The organism is Salmonella sp. SJTUF15591, assembly GCF_043356435.1.
Lineage (GTDB): Bacteria > Pseudomonadota > Gammaproteobacteria > Enterobacterales > Enterobacteriaceae > Salmonella > Salmonella enterica.
The window spans coordinates 25875-46903 of sequence record NZ_JBEUJO010000017.1 but is presented as its reverse complement, the minus strand read 5'-3'; the positions used below and the strand labels follow the sequence as shown (position 1 = coordinate 46903).

17 protein-coding genes, 1 tRNA gene and 3 rRNA genes are annotated in these 21029 nt (G+C 51.1%); 5 read left to right on the top strand and 16 right to left on the bottom strand.

All coding sequences use genetic code 11. From position 1 onward, the window contains the following. The 4 genes from ABVM99_RS23280 to rrf (ABVM99_RS23265) all read left to right on the top strand — a co-directional run. Positions 1 to 691 (top strand): 23S ribosomal RNA (locus ABVM99_RS23280); the annotation flags it as partial. 195 nt (positions 692 to 886) lie between these two features. Beyond that, positions 887 to 1002, top strand: a 5S ribosomal RNA gene (rrf, locus tag ABVM99_RS23275). Positions 1003 to 1016: 14 nt separating this feature from the next. Continuing rightward, positions 1017 to 1092, top strand: a tRNA-Thr gene (locus tag ABVM99_RS23270). Positions 1093 to 1131: 39 nt separating this feature from the next. After that, positions 1132 to 1247 (top strand): 5S ribosomal RNA (gene rrf, locus ABVM99_RS23265). Positions 1248 to 2031: 784 nt separating this feature from the next. On the opposite strand, the gene ABVM99_RS23260 is transcribed toward rrf (ABVM99_RS23265), so the two are convergent. The 3 genes from ABVM99_RS23260 to ABVM99_RS23250 all read right to left on the bottom strand — a co-directional run bounded on the left by ABVM99_RS23260 (position 2032) and on the right by ABVM99_RS23250 (position 6772). Continuing rightward, positions 2032 to 2253, bottom strand: coding sequence for a membrane protein (locus ABVM99_RS23260; RefSeq protein WP_000825645.1), 222 nt, complete (start codon positions 2251 to 2253; stop codon positions 2032 to 2034). A 236-nt stretch (positions 2254 to 2489) separates the two neighbouring features. Further along, on the bottom strand, positions 2490 to 5603 hold the full coding sequence (locus ABVM99_RS23255) for an efflux RND transporter permease subunit (RefSeq protein WP_001273283.1): 3114 nt from the start codon (positions 5601 to 5603) through the stop codon (positions 2490 to 2492). A gap of 11 nt (positions 5604 to 5614) precedes the next feature. Beyond that, positions 5615 to 6772, bottom strand: a complete 1158-nt coding sequence (locus ABVM99_RS23250; protein WP_023194503.1) for an efflux RND transporter periplasmic adaptor subunit — start codon at positions 6770 to 6772, stop codon at positions 5615 to 5617. Positions 6773 to 7185: 413 nt separating this feature from the next. Between ABVM99_RS23250 and envR the strand changes: the two genes are divergently transcribed. Continuing rightward, positions 7186 to 7848, top strand: coding sequence for an acrEF/envCD operon transcriptional regulator (gene envR, locus ABVM99_RS23245; protein WP_001085721.1), 663 nt, complete (start codon positions 7186 to 7188; stop codon positions 7846 to 7848). 2 nt (positions 7849 to 7850) lie between these two features. On the opposite strand, the gene ABVM99_RS23240 is transcribed toward envR, so the two are convergent. The 13 genes from ABVM99_RS23240 to ABVM99_RS23180 all read right to left on the bottom strand — a co-directional run bounded on the left by ABVM99_RS23240 (position 7851) and on the right by ABVM99_RS23180 (position 20865). Beyond that, positions 7851 to 9950: a bifunctional diguanylate cyclase/phosphodiesterase gene (locus ABVM99_RS23240; protein ID WP_001145336.1), complete on the bottom strand. Its 2100-nt coding sequence runs from the start codon at positions 9948 to 9950 to the stop codon at positions 7851 to 7853. Positions 9951 to 10099: 149 nt separating this feature from the next. Beyond that, entirely contained in the window at positions 10100 to 10264 is a 165-nt protein-coding gene (locus ABVM99_RS23235) for a DUF2556 family protein (protein ID WP_000620015.1), read from the bottom strand. Between the two features lie 82 nt (positions 10265 to 10346). Then, a complete protein-coding gene (gene yhdJ / locus ABVM99_RS23230) occupies positions 10347 to 11231 on the bottom strand; it encodes an adenine-specific DNA-methyltransferase (RefSeq protein WP_023194502.1) in 885 nt (294 codons plus the stop codon). 85 nt (positions 11232 to 11316) lie between these two features. Beyond that, positions 11317 to 11613 carry a DNA-binding transcriptional regulator Fis gene (fis, locus tag ABVM99_RS23225; protein WP_000462905.1) on the bottom strand — a complete coding sequence of 99 codons (297 nt, stop codon included), beginning with the start codon at positions 11611 to 11613 and terminating at the stop codon, positions 11317 to 11319. Positions 11614 to 11638: 25 nt separating this feature from the next. Continuing rightward, positions 11639 to 12604, bottom strand: a complete 966-nt coding sequence (gene dusB, locus ABVM99_RS23220) for a tRNA dihydrouridine synthase DusB (protein ID WP_001219664.1) — start codon at positions 12602 to 12604, stop codon at positions 11639 to 11641. Positions 12605 to 13265: 661 nt separating this feature from the next. Beyond that, positions 13266 to 14147, bottom strand: coding sequence for a 50S ribosomal protein L11 methyltransferase (prmA, locus tag ABVM99_RS23215; RefSeq protein ID WP_001145851.1), 882 nt, complete (start codon positions 14145 to 14147; stop codon positions 13266 to 13268). Positions 14148 to 14158: 11 nt separating this feature from the next. Beyond that, a complete protein-coding gene (panF, locus tag ABVM99_RS23210) occupies positions 14159 to 15610 on the bottom strand; it encodes a sodium/pantothenate symporter (RefSeq protein WP_001175684.1) in 1452 nt (483 codons plus the stop codon). After that, the gene (locus ABVM99_RS23205; protein ID WP_000340016.1) at positions 15600 to 15842 is read right to left on the bottom strand and encodes a YhdT family protein; all 243 of its coding nucleotides are present in this window, start codon (positions 15840 to 15842) and stop codon (positions 15600 to 15602) included. Before ABVM99_RS23205 ends, panF begins: the two co-directional genes overlap by 11 nt. 108 nt (positions 15843 to 15950) lie before the next feature. Then, entirely contained in the window at positions 15951 to 17300 is a 1350-nt protein-coding gene (gene accC / locus ABVM99_RS23200) for an acetyl-CoA carboxylase biotin carboxylase subunit (protein WP_023194501.1), read from the bottom strand. 10 nt (positions 17301 to 17310) lie between these two features. Continuing rightward, the gene (gene accB, locus ABVM99_RS23195; protein WP_000354626.1) at positions 17311 to 17781 is read right to left on the bottom strand and encodes an acetyl-CoA carboxylase biotin carboxyl carrier protein; all 471 of its coding nucleotides are present in this window, start codon (positions 17779 to 17781) and stop codon (positions 17311 to 17313) included. Positions 17782 to 18173: 392 nt separating this feature from the next. Continuing rightward, positions 18174 to 18773 (bottom strand): protein-methionine-sulfoxide reductase heme-binding subunit MsrQ, encoded by a 600-nt coding sequence (gene msrQ, locus ABVM99_RS23190; protein WP_001240053.1) that lies wholly within the window; start codon positions 18771 to 18773, stop codon positions 18174 to 18176. Next, positions 18774 to 19778, bottom strand: coding sequence for a protein-methionine-sulfoxide reductase catalytic subunit MsrP (msrP, locus tag ABVM99_RS23185; RefSeq protein ID WP_000723876.1), 1005 nt, complete (start codon positions 19776 to 19778; stop codon positions 18774 to 18776). 112 nt (positions 19779 to 19890) lie between these two features. After that, positions 19891 to 20865, bottom strand: a complete 975-nt coding sequence (locus ABVM99_RS23180) for an MDR family oxidoreductase (RefSeq protein WP_001148246.1) — start codon at positions 20863 to 20865, stop codon at positions 19891 to 19893. Positions 20866 to 21029: the final 164 nt, after the last annotated feature.

Genomic DNA, 21029 nt, shown 5'->3' with positions numbered 1-21029 from the left:
CCGGGTTGCGGACAGTGTCTGGTGGGTAGTTTGACTGGGGCGGTCTCCTCCTAAAGAGTAACGGAGGAGCACGAAGGTTGGCTAATCCTGGTCGGACATCAGGAGGTTAGTGCAATGGCATAAGCCAGCTTGACTGCGAGCGTGACGGCGCGAGCAGGTGCGAAAGCAGGTCATAGTGATCCGGTGGTTCTGAATGGAAGGGCCATCGCTCAACGGATAAAAGGTACTCCGGGGATAACAGGCTGATACCGCCCAAGAGTTCATATCGACGGCGGTGTTTGGCACCTCGATGTCGGCTCATCACATCCTGGGGCTGAAGTAGGTCCCAAGGGTATGGCTGTTCGCCATTTAAAGTGGTACGCGAGCTGGGTTTAGAACGTCGTGAGACAGTTCGGTCCCTATCTGCCGTGGGCGCTGGAGAACTGAGGGGGGCTGCTCCTAGTACGAGAGGACCGGAGTGGACGCATCACTGGTGTTCGGGTTGTCATGCCAATGGCACTGCCCGGTAGCTAAATGCGGAAGAGATAAGTGCTGAAAGCATCTAAGCACGAAACTTGCCCCGAGATGAGTTCTCCCTGAGACTTAGAGTCTCCTGAAGGAACGTTGAAGACGACGACGTTGATAGGCCGGGTGTGTAAGCGCAGCGATGCGTTGAGCTAACCGGTACTAATGAACCGTGAGGCTTAACCTTACAACGCCGAAGATGTTTTGGCGGTTGAGAAGACAACAATTTTCAGCTCAGATTCAGAGTCCGAAGGATTTTGCGCTGAGACAAGGCGGCAAACGCGGCGACGGAAGGAGCATACAGAAGTATGTGACTGACGTTCGCAAGAGCAGCCAACGCCGTATCAGCGTAAAAGACACAGGACAGAGCACAAAGGATTTGCCTGGCGGCACTAGCGCGGTGGTCCCACCTGACCCCATGCCGAACTCAGAAGTGAAACGCCGTAGCGCCGATGGTAGTGTGGGGTCTCCCCATGCAAGAGTAGGGAACTGCCAGGCATCAAATTTAGTGTGCTGATATGGCTCAGTTGGTAGAGCGCACCCTTGGTAAGGGTGAGGTCCCCAGTTCGACTCTGGGTATCAGCACCACTTAATACGGTTAAAGTTCGGCATTTGAAAAAGAATTTGTCTGGCGGCAGTAGCGCGGTGGTCCCACCTGACCCCATGCCGAACTCAGAAGTGAAACGCCGTAGCGCCGATGGTAGTGTGGGGTCTCCCCATGCGAGAGTAGGGAACTGCCAGACATCAAATAAAACAAAAGGCTCAGTCGAAAGACTGGGCCTTTTGTTTTATCTGTTGTTTGTCGGTGAGTAGTCTCCTGAGGAGGACAAATCCGCCGGGAGCGGATTTGAACGTTGCGCAGCAACGGCCTGTAGGGGGGCGGGCAGGACGCCCGCCATAAACTGCCAGACATCAAATAAAGCAAAGGGCCCAATCGAAAGATTGGGCCTTTTTGCATTTATCTCTCTATGGAAAAAGTTATCGGTTAATGGCGCCGACGCGTTTTAAACATCTTCGTAGAGTGGATAAAAACCGTTTTAGTAAACGTGATTTCCCGCCATATATCCGCCTGAACCATCGAATGTGAACCGTGCTGAAGTAGATGTACAAACGGCTTTTACTTACGCCTCTAATAAGCAATAGAGATATTCGCTGAGGACTAAGAATCTGGCCCATTAGGCTATTTTATTTGCCAGTTTGGCCCTGGGGCAGTGCTCAAAATCCTCATGTATTACGTGTATGCTCCGGTTTATATCCAGACTGTCTGTAATAATTTACGCCTAATGACCACGCGCTAAGTCTTACTGTATAAAGCGTGTTTGTAATGCGGCTTACGATGCTATCAAGCTACAATTTTGTCTGCATCGGACAAGGAATAGAATAAATACCATCGGGATGGGCGAGTAAGAAAAGAGAGCGTTTTATCGTGTTAACTTTCGGGGGATAGGCTGAACAGATTACGTCGCTGAGTATCCTTACGACCTTTATATTATTACTGAAAGCGCGGCATTGCCGCGCCTGCATGTATCATTTAGAAAGCGCAATGATACCCATCGTCAACCCTGCTACCGCCGCAGCGCCGCCAGCAATAGCGCCTGCTGTCTCCCAGTTATCCTGCGTTGTACCTTTCATACATGTATTGGTATGAACCAGTCGCCCTTGATCGTCATAAACCGGTACGCAGGGAGAATCATGTGCACAACCTGCCAATAAGGTGGTAAGCAATGCAACTGGAATTAGTCTTTTCATGGTGTTACCTCATTAATCAGCGTTTCGCGAAGTACAGCAACGTAAATGCTGGCTCTAACCGCTGCGAAAACGAGAGTTATTTTACCACCACAGAAAAAATGGCCGACATGAGGAATCATCTCAATTCATGTGAATTGTAAAAACTATGGAGAATGCAGAGGTAAGCGGAGAGGGGGAATAGCGGAGATAAAGACATACCGTTTAAAAAGGCGTCCGAAGACGCCTCTGTTTACCGGTTAATCATGATGGCGATTAAATCGGCGTTTTACAACAACGAAGAATACTGGCACGAAGAAGATAGCTAATAAGGTTGCGGTTAACATTCCCCCCATAACCCCTGTGCCTACTGCGTTCTGTGCACCACTACCTGCGCCACGACTGATAACTAACGGCATTACCCCGAGAATAAAGGCCAGCGAGGTCATTAGAATAGGACGTAAACGCATACGGGATGCTTCCAGCGTCGCTTCAATCAATCCACGTCCTTCTTTCTCCATGAGATCTTTGGCGAACTCGACAATCAGGATGGCGTTTTTAGCAGAAAGGCCAATAGTGGTTAACAAGCCAACCTGGAAGTAAACGTCATTGTTCAGACCGCGCAATGACGCTGCAAGCAGAGCGCCAACCACGCCGAGCGGTACGACCAGCATTACCGAGAACGGAATTGACCAGCTTTCATACAGAGCGGCAAGGCAGAGGAAAACGACAATGAGTGAGATTGCGTACAGCGCCGGCGCCTGGTTACCTGACAACCGTTCCTGATACGACATACCTGTCCAGTCATAGCCAATACCGTTTGGCAGCTGTGAAGCCAGGTTTTCCATTAACGACATGGCTTCACCGGTACTTCGTCCGGGCGCTGCTTCACCGAGCAGTTCCATTGACGGCATCCCGTTATAGCGTTCCAGGCGTGGCGAACCATAAATCCACCGTGCTGAGCTAAAGGTAGAGAAGGGCACCATCTCGCCATTAGCGCTGCGAACATAAAGATTGTTGATATCTCCCGGCAGCATACGGAACTGAGCGTCAGCCTGAACGTATACTTTTTTCACTCGTCCGCGATCGATAAAGTCGTTAACGTAATAGCCGCCCAACGCCGCGGAGATGGTTTCGTTGATATCAGACAGCGAAACACCGAGCGCCTGCGCTTTTTCTTGATCGACATCCAGCTTGAACTGTGGCGTGTCTTCCAGCCCGTTCGGGCGTACGCGCACTAATAGGTCAGGATGCTTCGCGACCATACCCAGGAGTTGATTACGCGCTTTTGTTAACGCATCGTGACCGAGTCCTCCCTGATCAATCAGTTCAAAGTCGAAACCTGTCGCGGTACCTAACTCGACAATTGCTGGCATGTTGAAGGGGAACACCAACCCGTCGCGAATCTGGCTGAAGGCGCGTGTCGCTCTGGCGATAACGGCTTCGACGCTATTTTCTTCACCGTTACGCTCTTCCCAGGGTTTAAGGCTGACAAATGCCATCCCTGAGTTTTGTCCCTGACCGCTAAAGCTAAAGCCGTTTACGGTAAACACGCTTTCGACGTTCGCTTTTTCATTATTCAGGTAGTAATGAGTGACTTGATCCAGCACTTTCTGCGTACGTTCTTGCGTAGCGCCAGAGGGGAGCTGAATCATGGTCAGGAATACCCCCTGATCTTCTTCCGGCAGGAAGGAGGTCGGGAGGCGTAAAAACAGAACCGCCATTCCGACTACAATAAGTAGATAGATAATGAGATAGCGACCCGTATTACGCACGATGCCGCTTACGCTGTTAGTATAGTGGTTAACGCTGTGGTCAAACCTGGTATTGAACCAGCCAAAGAAGCCGCTTTTTTTCTCGTGATGTTCAGCAGATACGGGTTTAAGCAGCGTAGCGCATAGCGCTGGCGTCAGAATCAACGCAACCAGAACGGATAGCGCCATTGCTGAAACAATAGTAATAGAGAACTGGCGATAAATTGCCCCGGTCGAGCCGCCAAAAAAGGCCATCGGGATGAATACCGCAGACAGTACCATCGCGATACCAACCAGCGCTCCCTGAATCTGCGACATGGATTTTTCCGTCGCCTCTCGGGGAGAAAGGTTATCCTCCATCATTACACGTTCAACGTTTTCTACGACCACTATCGCATCATCAACCAACAGCCCTATCGCCAGTACCATGCCGAACATCGTCAGGGTATTGATGGAATAGCCAAAGGCGGCGAGTACCGCAAAAGTGCCTAGCAACACGACAGGAACAGCGATGGTAGGAATCAGGGTTGCCCGGATATTCTGTAAGAACAGATACATTACCAGGAACACCAGAATAATCGCTTCAAACAGCGTTTTTACCACTTCGTGGATAGATATTTTTACGAAGGGCGTTGTGTCATAAGGATAAACCACCTTCATCCCCTGAGGGAAGAAAGGCTGCAGTTCCGCCAGTTTCGCTTTGATTGCGGTTGCGGTATCCAGCGCGTTAGCGCCGGTCGCCAGTTTAATACCGAGACCGGAGGCCGGTTTACCGTTAATGCGCGCTACAACGTTATAGTTTTCACCGCCAAGCTCAATACGCGCGACATCTTTGAGATGGACGACAGAGCCGTCGGTATTGACGCGCAACGTAACTTTGCCGAACTCTTCCGGATCTTTCAGACGCGTTTGGGCGATGATTGAGGCGTTAAGCTGCTGGCCCGGTAATGCTGGCGTACCGCCCAGTTGGCCTGCCGCAATCTGGTCGTTCTGTACTTTTAACTGGTTGATGACGTCAACTGGCGTGAGTTGGTATTTATTTAGCAGATTCGCATCCAGCCAGATACGCATGGCGTACTGTGCGCCAAAGAGCTGAACGTCGCCCACACCATTCAGACGGCTGATAGAATCCTTAATGTTAGAGGCGACATAGTCAGAGATGTCGTCCTGGGTAGTGTTCGGATTATCCGAGACGAACCCGGCGACCATCAAAAAGCTGCTGCTGGACTTTTCAACGCTAATCCCCTGCTGCTGGACTTCTTGCGGCAGTAAAGGCGTGGCGAGCTGCAATTTATTTTGCACCTGAACCTGCGCGATATCCGGATCGGTTCCGGACTGGAAGGTCAGGGTGATGGTCACGCTACCAGCAGAGTCGCTGGTAGAGGACATATACATCAGGTTATCGATACCGTTCATATTTTGTTCGATAACCTGAGTGACCGTATCCTGTACCGTCTGCGCATCCGCGCCAGGATAGGTTGCAGAAATAGAAACCGCTGGCGGCGCAATGGTTGGATACTGCGCAACGGGAAGTTGCATTATTGCCAGTGCGCCAGCCATCATCAGGATAATGGCCAGAACCCAGGCGAAAATAGGACGTCTAATAAAAAAGTTTGCCATGTACGGTTACCTTATTGCGCCGTTTTCGCTGCAGGAGCATCGGTAGTGGCTTTCACCTGGACGCCCGGTCGCGCTTTTTGTAAGCCGCTGACGATGACTTTATCGCCCGGTTTTAACCCTTCGCTGATGAGCCATTTATCGCCAATAGCCTGCGCCGCCACGACATTGCGGGCTTCGACCTGGCTTTTATCGTTAACCACCATCACCATTGCGTCGCCGCGCGGCGTGCGGGTCACGCCCTGCTGGGGGACAAGGATGGCATTGGGCTGGACGCCTTCATCAATGCGTGCGCGAACAAACATACCGGGAAGCAGACTGTGTTGCGGGTTAGGGAAAACCGCCCTGAGCGTGATAGAGCCGGTGCTTTCATCTACGGTAACGTCGGAAAATTGCAGCGTGCCTTTAATCGGGTAGACCTGACCATTTTCCATTACCAGTTGAACCGTGCTACTGGCGCTGTCTTTATGCAGGTTACCTTGTTCGACGGATTGCTTGAGTCGCATAAAGTCGTTGCTTGATTGCGTCACGTCGACATAAATCGGGTCGAGTTGCTGCACGGTAGCCAGTTCAGTTGACTGACCATTAGTCACCAGCGCGCCTTCAGTCACATTAGATTTTCCTATACGGCCGCTGATGGGTGAGGTGACTTTGGTATACGCAAGGTTAATACGCGCGCTTTCAACAGCGGCTTTTGCCGCCACAACGGCGGCATCGGCCTGGCGGGCGTCGGCAATCGCCTGATCATATTCCTGTTGGCTGATATATTTTGTGCCGACCAGTGGAACATAGCGTTTGACCGTCAGGTGCGCGATAGCCGTAGCCGCTTCGCTTTTAGCAAGTTCGCCTTTAGCGCTGTCATAATCGGCCTGATAAGTGGCAGGATCGATCTGATAAAGCGACTGCCCGGCCTCTACATCGCTACCTTCGGTGAAGTTTCTTTTAAGCACGATCCCGCTCACCTGGGGGCGAACCTCCGCAATGCGAAATGCGGACGTACGTCCGGGAAGTTCGGTCGTTACGGCTAGCGGCGCTGTTTCGACCACATGGACGGTGACTTGCGGCTCGCCGGCATGAGCCTGGGTATCTCCCTGGTCATTACAACCGGCCAGCAGCGCAGCAGAGAATATGATGAATGAGGGCAGGAGTGAAAACCTGGCATGTTTCGTCATTACTGTTCCTTAAAAAACCGAAAGCTCGTTATTCACCGGATAACGGTAAGGCGTTAACGCGCGAAAAATAGAATAGCAGTGGGGTATCCTACAAATTATTAGCTTGTGATGTAAGCAATACTTATTTTGGGATGGGGTTCACGGCACATAAAAGCAAAAAAAAAGAACTATTCCCTGTCGTTTCATAATGTCCCGATTAGTAAAATCATGATGTTGAATAACATAATTAGAAATATATATTTTATATGAATATGTTTTATTAATTTATTTGTTTTTATTATTGATTTGGCGATATTGTGCGAAATAAAAATGGCTGTCTCTCGTCTGACTAAAAAGGACATGGTAAAGTTGTTTTTTGTGCTGAGTATTTTATCAGCGTATTTATCGTTTTTATGGTCCAGGATATCTTAATTATGGCGAAGAAAACGAAGGCGGATGCGCTTAAAACGCGGCAACATTTGATTGAAACCGCTATTGCGCAGTTCGCTTTGCGCGGCGTTGCCAACACGACGTTGAATGATATCGCTGATGCCGCTGATGTCACGCGGGGCGCCATCTACTGGCACTTTGAGAATAAAACGCAGTTGTTTAATGAGGTTTGGTTACAGCAACCACCTTTACGCGAACTTATTCAGGATAGGCTTACGGGATGCTGGAATGATAATCCTTTACAGGATCTACGAGAGAAATTTATTGCAGCCTTACAATATATTGCGGCAGTGCCTCGTCAGCAGGCATTAATGCAGATTTTATATCATAAATGTGAATTCCATAATGGTATGATATCGGAACAGGCCATTCGGGAGAAGATTGGTTTCCATCATCAGTCGCTGCTTGAAGTATTACAGCGATGTATGGATAAAAAGCTGATCTCAGGCAGTCTTGATCTGGATGTCATATTAATTATTCTGCATGGTAGTTTTAGCGGAATAGTAAAGAACTGGTTAATGAATCCCACAAGTTATGATCTTTATAAGCAGGCGCCTGCATTAGTCGATAATGTATTAAAAATGCTAAGCCCGGATGGCAGTGTGAGGCAATTAATGCCAAATGAACAACAGGCGGAAGAAGCCTGAGATTATTTTGAGTTGATATTATATATTGGCCTTGTGAATATATTGGCAGAGTCCCGAATATCGCGAGCAATTTCCTCTGCCGTACGCGGCTTGCCAAGCAGGAACCCCTGAAGCGTATGGCATCCTAACTGGGTCAAAAATTGTTGCTGTGTTTCATTTTCTACCCCTTCTGCCACAATTTGCAGATTTAACGCTTTCGCCAGCGCGACAATAGCCGCAACAATAGTCGCGCCGTCGCCTGCCTCGCTGAGTTCATGTACGAAAGCGCGATCAATTTTTAGTTCGCACGCCGGAAGACGTTTCAGATAGAGAAGGCTGGAATAACCGGTGCCAAAGTCGTCAATAGAGGCCTTAACCCCCATTTCCGTTAATCTGGTGAGTATAGCGACGCTTTGCTCTGGCTTGTTCATCGCCGTGGTTTCGGTGATTTCCAGAATCAATAAATCGGGACGGATACTGTGTCGGGCCAGGCTCCGCGTAATGGTGTCCACAAGCCCGGGCTGCTCAAATTGTAAGGCGGACAGATTTACCGCCACTGACCATAAGGCGTATCCCTGTAAGTGCCACTCGCGGAGCTGTCGACACGCCTCGTCTATCACCCAGCTACCGATAGTGACGATAAGACCCGTTTTTTCCGCCAGCGGTAAAAACTGGTCAGGATTCAGTACGCCTTGTTTTGGATGATACCAGCGCAACAGGGCCTCAAATCCTACAATGGGGCCGGCAGGAGCCTGAAATTTAGGCTGATACACCAGCCTGAGCTCTTGTCTTTCCAGCGCCAGCCACAGGTCATTCATTAGCTGAAGTTGGGTTTGCGCCAGCATATTCATTGATGGCTGAAAGAAATGGTATCCGTTACGCCCCGTATGTTTCGTGTGGTACATTGCGGCATCGGCGTTGAACATCAGTTCCCGTTCGTTTTTTCCGTCCAGCGGATAGAGCGCTATTCCCACGCTAAGGGTGACGACCAGTTCGTACGGATCTATCGTAAAGGGCGCATCTATCGAATGTACCAGCGCGCTGGCAAGGGAAGCCGCTTCGTCAGGCGCGCTGACTTCTGCAAGCAGCACAAATTCGTCGCCGCCAATCCGCGCCAGGGTAAACTGCCCGCTCAGCGGTTGGTTCAGACGATGCGTGACCGCTACCAGTAGCTTATCGCCGATATCATGACCATAAGCGTCATTAACGGCTTTAAAGCCATCCAGATCCATAAACAGTAGCGCGAAAGACGAGCTTTCCCGATTCGCTTTGCTGATGGCCTGTTCCAGACGATCCTCAAGGAGTACCCGGTTTGGTAAACGGGTGAGCGTATCATGCAGCGCCAACTGCGCCAGTTCCTGGTTCGCCTGCGCCAGCGAAGAGGCAAGTAGTGCGGTGCGGGCCTGAAGCCGGGCGTCAAATAAAGAAACCAGCAGAGTAATGCCCAGGATAGTCAGCGCGACCACGCTGACAAGAACAGCCAGCCAGTTGCTATCGACGCCACGATGCTCCATCGGCCAGTTTTGGGGAAAGTGTGCGGCCTTCATGCCGGCGTAATGCATGCCGGCGATAGCTATCCCCATTAATACCGCAGCGCCTGCTCGCCTCAGGGCGACATCTGTTCCCTCATGACGCAGGCGGAACGTGAGCCACAGCGCGCCGCAGGACGCCAGTAGCGCGATAATGATAGAGAGGGCAACCCATGCGCTATTCCAGACGATAATGGAAGCAAATTGCAGCGCCGCCATCCCGGTATAATGCATTGCGCTGATGCCCAGTCCCATCACCAGCGCGCCCGGCAGTAAACGGCGCAGGCGTAGTTTTTCAGCGCTAACCAGCCATAGCGCAAACAGGGAGGAGCCGATCGCGATCAGCATGGAGAGGCCGGTGAGGAACGGATCGAAGCGCATGTTCATCGCGTGATCCATCGCCAGCATCCCGACAAAATGCATCGCCCAAATACCGACGCCCAGCGCGAAGCCGCCGCCCATTAGCCATATTCTGGCGTTTGATCGGGCGCTTCCGGCTACGCGTCCGGCCATATTTAATGCGGTATAGGACGCAAAAATAGCGACAGCAAATGAAACCGCCACAAGGATGTGGTTGTACTCACTAACCGGCATGTATCATTAGCTCATTGGTTATGCAGGAAAAAAAAGGACGAGACAGTATCACCCCTTCTTTTATCCTCAACGTGTTTTAATTCCCTGTTTTTATAAGGGATAAAAGAAATCCGGGTGATAAATAATCATAGGTTAAATCGCCCGGTTCGCTACTCCAGATCGGTACAATTGATCAATTTGAGAGGGTTAACCGAATCCATGTTTCGGCACTTATCCTGTTCAGTTGCCATCAATTCGATCCATTGCATCAAAAGCGCATCAAAAAGAAAAACGGAGACGGCAAAAACAACCAGCCACCAATACTTACGTATCATCGTCAAATCCTGTGTATTCATGCCCATGCGTGCTGGGAATATACATGAAATTTTGACGCTGAAAAGCGGACTTACAATGCTTTTACTTCTCTGAAGATAGCGCGTTTATCCCGACATTTCGCTGCTTTTTGGACAGGTTTTGTGTTTTTCTCTTTTTGACTTTTGCAAGTTCATTTTCTGAATAATGCGAAGTGACGCTCAATCTTCTGAGCCCCATTTTTACGTACTCATTATTGAGTTCAATACCGATAAACTTACGACCTGACACCGCTGCGACAGCGCCTGTGGTGAAACTGCCCGCGAAAGGGTCCAATACGGTATCGCTCGGGTTAGAAGAGGCCAGTATGATCCGTTTTAACAGCGCGCTGGGCTTTTGCGTAGGATGGTTTTCATATTCATCCATCAGATAACGTACGCGAGGAAATGACCAGACGTTGCCCGGCACTTTTTTCTGATTGTATGGTTGGGGCGGGTTTTTTCGATAATCGATTAGCGCGCGCTTGGCGCCCGTGGTGGTCTCGACCAGAATCGCGTCACGGTTAAAGGTATAGCTTTTCGGGTTTTTTACCATCATCAGGATCGGTTCATACATAGAACCAAAGTATTTTTTCGCCTGCACCCCGGAACTATCATAGGACCAGACGATACGGCTTTTGATGGTAAAAAGCGTTCGGCATTTGAGATCGATATACGGCATATTTTCTGTGCTATTCATGATGTACATGGTGCCGTGTTTCTTCAGTACGCGGTGGCATTCATCAATGCATTCATACAGCCAGGCCAGAAAAGACGCTTCGTCCCAGGATTCCACCATACCGTCGAAATCTTTTCCGATATTGTAAGGTGGATCGGCAAAAATTAAGTCAATGCTTTCAGAAGGCAGTTTTTTAAGTTCTGTTAGCGCGTCACCGTGAATAATCTTCTTCGATTCATCGCCAAAGTACTGAGGTTCACATTCCGCTTTCATGACCAAATTCCATGTGATGCGTATAAAAAAGGCGCTTCCCCATGCCGAGTAGCGCCTTTTTAAACAAGCAGTTAGCTAATCGAAATTAGTTCATGCCGTATTTTTTTAATTTTTTACGCAGCGTACCACGGTTGATGCCCATCATCAGAGCAGCACGGGTCTGGTTACCACGGGTGTATTGCATCACCATGTCCAACAGGGGCTGTTCTACTTCAGCCAGTACCAGCTCATACAGGTCATTAACGTCCTGACCATTCAGTTGAGCAAAATAGTTCTTCAGTGCCTGTTTAACCGAGTCACGCAGGGGTTTTTGGGTTACCTGATCCTGAGAGTTAACGGTAGAAACGGTCAGTACGTCAGAATTTACGCGTTGTTCGAACATAGTTCTGTCAGCTCTTTATTTCTGTTTACGCAAAATTTTCGAAGTATGCCTCCAACGCCTCCAGCTGTTCGCTGGCGTCCTCAATAGCGTTGAATGTGCGCCGAAACTGGTCGTCTGGAGCGTGCTCCTGGAGATACCAGGAGACGTGTTTACGCGCGATTCGGTACCCTTTTGCCTGACCGTAAAAGTCATGCAGTTCCCGAACATGCGTGCAAAGCAAGCGCTTTACCTCTGCCAGCGGCAGCGGCGGAAGCAGCTCCCCAGTGTCCAGATAATGCTGGATTTCCCGAAAGATCCAGGGTCTTCCCTGAGCTGCGCGGCCTATCATCAGGGCATCCGCCCCTGTATAGTCGAGAACAGCTCTGGCTTTATGCGGGTTAGTAATGTCGCCATTCGCGATAATCGGAATGGAAACTTTCTGCTTAACTGCCCGAATACTGTCGTATTCAGCTTCTCCGTTGAACAAACAGGCGCGGGTGCGGCCATGGATGGTCAGAGCCTGAATACCACAATCTTCAGCCAGTTGGGCAATCTCTACGCAGTTACGGTGTTCCGGCGCCCAGCCGGTGCGAATCTTGAGAGTCACAGGAACGTCCACTGCGTTTACGACCCCGATGAGTATAGACTTCACTAAATCCGGGTACTGCAAGAGGGCTGAACCTGCCAGCTTACGATTCACTTTCTTCGCCGGGCACCCCATATTGATATCAATAATCTGGGCGCCGCTTTCCACGTTAATACGTGCGGCATCGGCCATCTCAACAGGGTCGCTACCGGCAATTTGCACCGTGCGAATTCCTGGCTCATCAACGTGCACCATCCGTAAACGAGATTTATCGCTTTCCCACACTTGCGGGTTAGAAGACATCATCTCGGATACTGTCAATCCTGCTCCCATCTCATAGCACAGCGTCCGGAAAGGTCTGTCAGTAATGCCAGCCATGGGCGCTGCGATCAGGCGATTTCTGAGCTGATATTGTCCGATGCGCATGAGTTAAGAAATGACCATACTGTGACTGCAAGGCGGCGTATATTACGCATTTTTTGCACGAGATGAAAGGCCAAACTTTGAACAATCCACTGTTGTAGATCAATGAATCGTGCTTAAAAACAGCAAAATAAATTTATAATTCAGTAAAATCATAGGGTTATTTATTGTCGGCGGTTTTGTACGCGCTTACAAATTCCCGTAACTTCTCTCTATTTCTTCGTCCAGAAACAAGATAAGCGGAATAATCTGCTTTTTTTATAAGCTAATTACCCCAAATGAATGGGATCGCCGTCTCGTTTCAGGACAAGATCACTTCCCGCTGCGCGTGACTTTTCTCCATTGCCAGTCGGAAGGGGGCGCACAGACGCGCTTTTGTGTTCATGAACGGCACGCATAAATTTTTCCAGCTGCGCTGAAGAGAGGGCTAGCGGATGCTGCAGAACAACCCGGATAGCATTTACTAAGTACGAGGGCGATGGCTGCGACCCGTTAAAACGCCAGTACCTTTTGTTCGCTGGTAGCTGCTGATCATCCAGACGGATAGTGACAAAGAAGTTATTTCAGGCATTCATTTGATGAATTTAATGATGTCTCGGTGCCTGAAAGGCGTTAAGGCAGTTGTGTGGAGAAAAGCGTGGCCGGGCGACCACGCTGACAAGAATTATTTCTTACGGCCAGTAATGCGGCACCACTCTTCTTTTTCGACGACCGGGTCGAGAGTGAAAAGCTCGGCGTAAGCATCACAGACGCTTTCCGCCTGGCTGGCGAGAATACCTGAAAGCCCCAGCAGACCGCCCTCAACGGGCAGTACGCTGATTAACGGGGCCAGTTCGCGTAATGGGCCTGCCAGGATGTTAGCGACGACCACGTCGGCTTTCATGGCTTCTGGCTGGTCTTTCGGCAGGTACAGCTCCAGCCGGTCAGACACGCCGTTGCGTTCGGCATTATCGCGACTGGCCTGAATAGCTTGTGGATCGATATCAATACCAATCGCCTTTGCTGCTCCCAGTTTCAGCGCGGCAATCGCCAGAATGCCTGAACCGCAGCCAAAGTCGATCACGGTTTTGCCGTTGAGATCGAGCCCGTCCAGCCATTGCAGACATAAAGAGGTGGTGGGGTGCGTACCCGTACCGAACGCCAGTCCCGGGTCGAGCATCACGTTGACGGCATTCTCGTCCGGAATGTCACGCCAGCTGGGACAAATCCACAGACGCTCGCCAAAACGCATCGGATGGAAATTATCCATCCATTCGCGTTCCCAGTCTTTATCTTCCAGTTGTTCGATTTTATGGGTAAATCCGGCACCCAGCAGCGGATGTTGCTCCAGAATCGCGACAACGTCTTTCATGTCGGTTTCGGCGTCGAACAGACCGATCACATCGGTATCGCCCCACAGACGGGTTTCGCCCGGCAACGGCTCAAAAACCGGCGTATCGTGCGTATCCTGAAAGGTAATGGAAACGGCGCCCGCTTCCATCAGCGCATCACTCAGCTCTTCAGCATTCGCGCCGGTGGTATTCAGTTTCAATTGGATCCATGGCATGGCAAAACTCTTTATTTATCAGTAGACAATACGGTGGCTTGCGAAGCGGAAGAGCCGAATCGGTTTCCGATCAGAAAAGCCAATAAACTTAACAGTAACGCGGGCACAATCGGATGAAAGCCCAGGTACTGAATATTAAATGTGGCAAGCAGGGCATATAGCACGCCGCCCACGATCATGGCGCTTAGCGCACCTGCCGCGTTTGCCCGCTCCCAGTAAAGGCCCAATACCAGCGGCCATAAGAACACAGCTTCCAGGCCGCCAAACGCCAGCAGGTTGAGCCAAATGATCATCTCTGGCGGTTTCCATGCTGCCAGCAGCAACAGCGCGCCTAGCAGTAATGTAATCGCTGCCGACATACGCTTCAGCCGGATCTCATTTTGCATCTGATCGGGGCGCAGGTTGAGATAGAGATCTTTAATGATCGTCGCGGAACTTTGCAGCAGTTGGGCATTAATTGTTGACATGATCGCCGCCATTGGCGCAGCGAGGAAGATCCCGGCGGCAAACGGCGGCAAAACTTTCACCATTAGCGTTGGGATCACCAGATCCGGCACCGTCAGATCCGGAAGCACCGCGCGACCCAGCGCGCCGGCAAGGTGCATCCCGAACATTAAAATCGCCACGACAATCGTACCGATAATAATGCCCCGGTGTACCGCTTTACTGTCTTTATAGGAGATGCAGCGCACCGCCGTATGCGGCAGGCCAATCACACCAAAACAGACCAGTACCCAAAAAGAGGTCATAAAGGCGGGAGAAAGTATGTCATCGGCGCCCTGCGGCGTTACCAGTTTGGGGTCGAGAGCGTGCAGCGTGTCAACGGCCTGACTTAGACCGCCCGCCGCATGCACCACGCCCACCAGCAGCACTATCGTGCCGACCAGCATCACCAGGCCCTGTAGCGTATCGTTAAGTACGCTGGCGCGAAAGCCGCCAAACGCCGTATAGAGTGCGATACTGACGCCAAATATTAGCAGGCCGGTTTCGTAGGGAATTCCCGCCGCGGTTTCCAGCAGTCGCGCGCCGCCGATAAATTGTACGGTCATTGCACCAATAAACGCGACCAATAAACTCAGGCTTGCCAACCACACCAGCAGGCGGCTTTGGTAACGCGCGAATAGCATATCGTTAAGCGTGACGGCATTATAGCGACGCGCCAGGATAGCGAATTTTTTACCCAGAATACCCAGTGAAAGCCAGACGGCGGGAAGCTGGATCATCGCCAGCAAGACCCAGCCCAGACCGTATTTATAAGCCGCGCCGGGACCGCCGATAAATGAACTGGCGCTAATATAGGTGGCGGTAAGCGTCATCGCGAGCACGATCCCGCCCATCGAACGGCTGCCAAGAAAATATTCGTTTAAAAAAGTGCCGGCGGTACGCTTGCGCATAGCGTAAATCGAGACCCCGAAGACCACGATCAGATAGGCTACCAGCGGTAGAATGACCTCAAGCTGCATCGTCATCCTCCAGCGGAATATCGCGATAAATGAATTTCACCATCGCCCAGCACAGCAAAATAAAGACCAGCGGCGTCAATAAGCAGGCCATCTCGAACCAGTGCGGCAGACCGGTAATTCCCGGCGAGTCTCCAGGTAAGTAAGCAGCCACTAACCATGCCGCCAGATAGCAAAGGGTCAGCCACAGCGCCCAGCGCGCCTCTTTATGGGCCTGAACAAAACGAGCGTCCATTTTTTGTCCCTTATGGGTGAAGAAAGCGGGAATTGTACATGATGGGGCATCGCTATCCCCAGAAATAAAAAAGGCCGGATTCACCGGCCTTTTGAGATTAACGTGCGATTACTTTTCCTGAAGACCGAGTTTTTTCTCCAGATAGTGGATGTTGGTTCCACCGTGCTGGAAGTGCTCGTCATTCATGATGCGGGTCTGCAGATCGATATTGGTTTTGATACCATCGATAATCAGTTCCTGCAGGGCATTTTTCATACGGGCAATCGCCACGTCGCGGTTTTCACCGTAGCAGATGAGTTTGCCGATCATGGAATCATAGTACGGCGGCACCGTGTAGCCCGCGTAGATATGAGATTCCCAGCGAACGCCAAAGCCGCCAGGCGCATGGAAGCGCGTGATTTTGCCAGGGCTTGGCAGGAAGGTGTTCGGATCTTCGGCATTGATACGGCATTCTACCGCATGGCCTCGAACGACAACTTCGTCCTGTATGATCGACAGCGGCTGACCCGCCGCGATGCGCAACTGCTCTTTGATCAAATCGACGCCGGTAATCATTTCAGTCACCGGGTGTTCAACCTGAATACGGGTGTTCATTTCGATGAAATAGAACTCGCCGTTTTCGAACAGGAATTCGAACGTCCCTGCGCCGCGATAGCCGATGTCTACGCACGCTTTCGCGCAGCGTTCGCCGATATAGCGACGCAGTTCCGGCGTAATGCCTGGCGCCGGGGCTTCTTCAACCACTTTCTGGTGGCGACGCTGCATGGAACAGTCGCGTTCCGCCAGATAGATAGCGTTGCCCTGGCCGTCCGCCAGCACCTGAATTTCGATGTGGCGTGGATTTTCCAGGTATTTTTCCATGTATACCATGTCGTTGCTGAAAGCCGCTTTCGCTTCCGCTTTGGTCATGGAGATGGACTGCGCCAGTTCAGCATCGCTACGAACCACGCGCATACCGCGGCCGCCGCCGCCACCGGACGCTTTGATGATCACCGGATAGCCAATACGTTTGGCATGAGCGCGGTTCGCATTCATATCGTCGCCCAGCGGGCCGTCAGATCCTGGTACGGTCGGCACGCCCGCTTTTTTCATCGCGGTAATCGCGGACACTTTATCGCCCATCAGGCGGATGGTGTCCGCTTTCGGGCCGATAAAGATAAAGCCGGAGCGTTCAACCTGCTCGGCAAAATTGGCGTTCTCAGAAAGGAAGCCGTAACCCGGGTGGATTGCCACCGCGCCGGTGATTTCAGCGGCGCTAATGATAGCCGGGATGTTCAGATAACTTTTTACGGACGGTGCCGGGCCAATACAGACCGTCTCATCCGCCAGCAATACGTGTTTTAAATCGCGATCCGCGCTTGAGTGCACAGCGACGGTCTTGATGCCGAGTTCTTTACAGGCTCGAAGAATACGTAGTGCGATCTCGCCGCGGTTGGCGATGACAATTTTATCCAACATGTTCGCCTCGTTACTCGATGACGACCAGTGGCTCGTCAAATTCTACCGGTTGACCACTTTCGACCAGAATCGCTTTCACAGTACCTGCTTTGTCAGCTTCGATCTGGTTCATCATTTTCATGGCTTCAACGATGCACAGGGTATCGCCCACGTTCACTTTCTGGCCCACTTCGATGAACGCTTTCGCGTCCGGGCTTGGGGTGCGGTAGAAAGTACCAACCATTGGGGAGCGTACGATGTGACCACTGATTTCCGCTGCGGCAGGCGCTTCCATTGCTGGAGTAGCCGCTGGCGCGACAGCGTTAGACAGAGCGGGTTGCTGCATCATCGGCGCCGCATAAGCCTGCTGCATCACCGGAAAACCGGCGTTTGCCGTTGTGCGGCTGATGCGAACAGATTCTTCGCCTTCAGAAATTTCCAGTTCGGAGATACCTGATTCTTCAACCAGCTCGATCAGTTTTTTAATCTTACGAATATCCATGAGTGGGTTCCGTACTCTTTGTTTAGTGTGATTGTGACAGGCGTTTTAGCGCCGTCTGTAAAGCATGTGAATGACTGCCGCGGGTAAAATACCGCGCATCTTTGATTTGCCTGTTATGCCGTAGCACCCGAAGGTGAAATTCATGATTTGCCAGTCATTGTGTGGCTATCTTCTGCCATTTTCGGGCAAAAAACAAAATATACCTTCATTGCTCGATTGTCACCCTTTCTGCGAACGAAAATCGCCATTGGGGAATGTAAAGTCGCACATTATAACTATTTCGTCGCAATTGGCAGCTAAATACTGGTCTTATCAGGGAAGATAATCAACCCGAAACATAAAAAGGACATTACCTGTTTTGCGTTTTGCAATCGACCGCACAGTTCACCAAACTAGCGCCACCACTGGCGAAACTTCCGGTAACGCAACGCTAAAAGGGCTAACGCTAATGCTGCGTAGATGACCGGTTGCGGTGATAAAATCTTTACCGACCACAGGTAATGTATGGGAGCCAGGATCGCGACAAGATAGACGACGTTATGCAGTGTTTGCCAGCGTTTGCCCAATTTACGCTGCGCAAATTGCGTTGAGGTCAACGTCAGCGCCAATAACACCAGCCAGCTAATAATCCCAAGCGTCAAATAAGGGCGTGAAATCAACTCGCTTCCTAACAACGCCAGGTTATGTATCCCCAGTTCCAGTAAGGCATAGCTGGTTAAATGCAGCGTAGCCCAAACGAAACACCATAATCCTAACAGGCGGCGTGTGCGTATCAATAATGGCTGTTTAGCGTAGCGCGCCAGCGGTGAAACCAGCAAGGTGGCGAGCAAAAATTTGAGCGCGGTTCTGCCGGTAAAGTGTTGGATATCCTTTACCGGGTCTGCGCTGAGTCCACCGTGATTTATCGCCCAAAAGAGCCACAGAAGCGGCAAAAAACCGGCAAGATGCAGACAAACTTTTAGCCAGGTTATCTGTTTTGCTGTCAGACGCACTTAAAAATTCTCCCGCAAATTGAGACCGCGATACAGCGAAGCGACTTCATTGGCATAGCCGTTAAACAGCAGCGTCGGCTGCCTTTGCACATCAAGGATACCGCCTGAACCAATAAAGCGTTCGGTAGCCTGAGACCAGCGTGGATGATCCACATGCGGGTTCACATTGGCGTAAAAACCATATTCGTTGGGAGCCGACAAATTCCAGGTGGTTGGCGGACGTTCGCGGGTGAGTTTAATGCTGACAATAGATTTAATACCTTTAAAACCATACTTCCATGGAACGATGAGTCGAATAGGCGCGCCGTTTTGCGGGGGTAACGCCTTACCATAGACGCCAACGGTCATCAGAGTCAGCGGATGCATGGCTTCGTCCAGACGTAGCCCTTCGACATAAGGGTATTTCAGTCCGCCGCCAATAAAGCGATCTTTCTGTCCTGGCATATCATCCGGCGCGTATAGCGTTTCGAATGCCACATATTTAGCGTGGCTGGTGGGCTGTGCCTGCGCGAGTAGCTTATATAAAGGGAAACCAATCCACGGCACGACCATGGACCACGCTTCGACGCAGCGCATTCGATAGATACGCTCTTCTAATGGGAAACGATGTGTTAAATCGTCATAATCCAGCGTAAATGGCTTCGCGACTTCCCCGCTGATTTTCAACGTCCACGGTTCGGTTTTCAGACTTCCGGCATTGGCCGCCGGGTCGGCTTTATCAAGGCCAAACTCATAGAAATTGTTGTAGCCCGTCACCTTATCTTCCGGCGTTAACGCTAAATCGCTTCGCCAGGCGGCAGGCTGACTAAACTCAAGTGGTTTACCGGCAGGCGCTTTCGGACGATCGTTGCCTTTAAACCAACTGAAGAGATCGGCCTGCGCCGTTGAGGGTAAGGATAAGGCGGCCGCGCTGATGCCTAATGCTTTTAGCACCTGTCGGCGCTGCATAAAAAAAGCCGATTCCGCAGTCACATCGGCTTCTGTTAATGGACGTATCTTTTTCATCACAGACTCCCGGTCTACCCACCACAACATGGCGTGTAGTGAATATGACAGGGAGTGTGTCAATGTGTAAAAATAAATAGTTAATTAAGTGTAAATTTTTTTATACGTGACGTTATTTTATCTTCACCAGCGTACGGCCCTGAACCTGATTATTGATGATGGCATCGGCGAACTTCGGCGCATCCGCCAGCGTAATCTCTGTGGCGGCCTGAGCATAGAACGATTCCGGCAGATCCTTAACCAAACGCGCCCAGGCTTCTGCGCGACGTGCCGGTGGGGTCATCACCGAGTCCACCCCTTGCAAACGCACATTACGCAGAATGAATGGCATAACGGTGGTCGGCAGCGCGAAGCCGCCCGCCAGGCCGCAGGCGGCCACGCAACCGCCATAGTTCATCTGTGCCAGCACTTTCGCCAGCACTTTATCGCCAACGGTATCAATTGCACCGGCCCACAGCTGTTTTTCCAACGGGCGAGATTCAGCAAACTCATCGCGGCTGAGAATACGGTTAGCTCCCAGGCTCTTAAGATAGCCGTGGGTGCTTTCACGTCCTGATACTGCTGCAACCTGATAGCCCAGCTTATGCAGTAATGCAACGGCAGTGCTGCCCACGCCGCCGCTGGCGCCGGTGACGACAACCTCACCGTCTTGCGGGCGAATACCTGCATCTTCAAGCGCCATGACGCACAGCATGGCGGTAAAACCGGCGGTGCCGATGATCATGGCGTTACGGCTGCTCAGTCCCGCAGGCAGCGCGACCAGCCAGTCGCCTTTAACGCGTGCGCGTTCGGCCAGGCCGCCCCAGTGGTTTTCGCCCACGCCCCAGCCAGTCAGTAGTACTTCCTGGCCTGCATGAAAGCGAGGATCTTCGCTTGCGTGAACGGTGCCGGCGAAATCAATACCAGGAATCATCGGAAAATGACGGATAATTTTCCCTTTTCCGGTGATAGCCAGAGCATCTTTATAATTCAGGCTGGACCAGTGGACATCCACCGTCACATCACCTGCCGGCAGTTGACTCTCTTCGAGATGTTGCACGGATGCGAGGGTTTTACCGTCCTGCTGTTCTAAGATCAACGCCTGCATAACCTGTCCTCACTTTACATGGTAGATTGGAAAAATAGCTACGAAGACTATACTCGCTAATTAAAACGTGATGCCGATGCAACGCAATAAATTGCCAGATAGATCCATTTTGGTAGTATGCCTGCTTCATTGCGCGCCGTGGCGAATTCCGCCTTCAGATTCGC